Source organism: Streptomyces sp. PT12 (assembly GCF_003311645.1).
GTDB lineage: Bacteria > Actinomycetota > Actinomycetes > Streptomycetales > Streptomycetaceae > Streptomyces.
Window position 1 is genome coordinate 1 of the sequence record NZ_QEST01000165.1, and the last position, 377, is coordinate 377.

Annotated in this window: 1 protein-coding gene; it reads right to left on the reverse strand. The window is 71.6% G+C overall.

What is annotated here, in order from left to right; genetic code table 11:
- The coding region (locus DEH69_RS18855) for a beta-ketoacyl synthase N-terminal-like domain-containing protein (protein ID WP_147255687.1) at positions 1-377 on the reverse strand (377 nt) is incomplete at both ends.

Sequence of the window (377 nt, forward strand, 5' to 3'; positions counted from 1 at the left end):
CGCCTTGCACCGCCCATCGACCGCCAACCCACGCTGCCGCGAAAACTCCACAAACGACGTCGGCTGGGCCATCACCGCGACGCCGCCCGCCAGCGCGAGCGAGCACTCCCCACTCCGCAACGCCTGCGCCGCCAGGTGCATCGCGACCAGCGACGACGAGCAGGCCGTGTCCACGCTCACCGCGGGTCCCTCAAGGCCGAACGTGTAGGAGACGCGGCCCGAGACGACGCTGCCAGCGGTGCCGATGCCCCGATAGCCCTCGGTGCCTTCGGGGGCCTGGCCGACGTTGCTGCCGTAGTCGTGGTACATCACGCCGCTGAACACGCCCGTGCTGGTGCCGCGCAGCGAGGTCGGGTCGATGCCCGCGCGCTCCAACG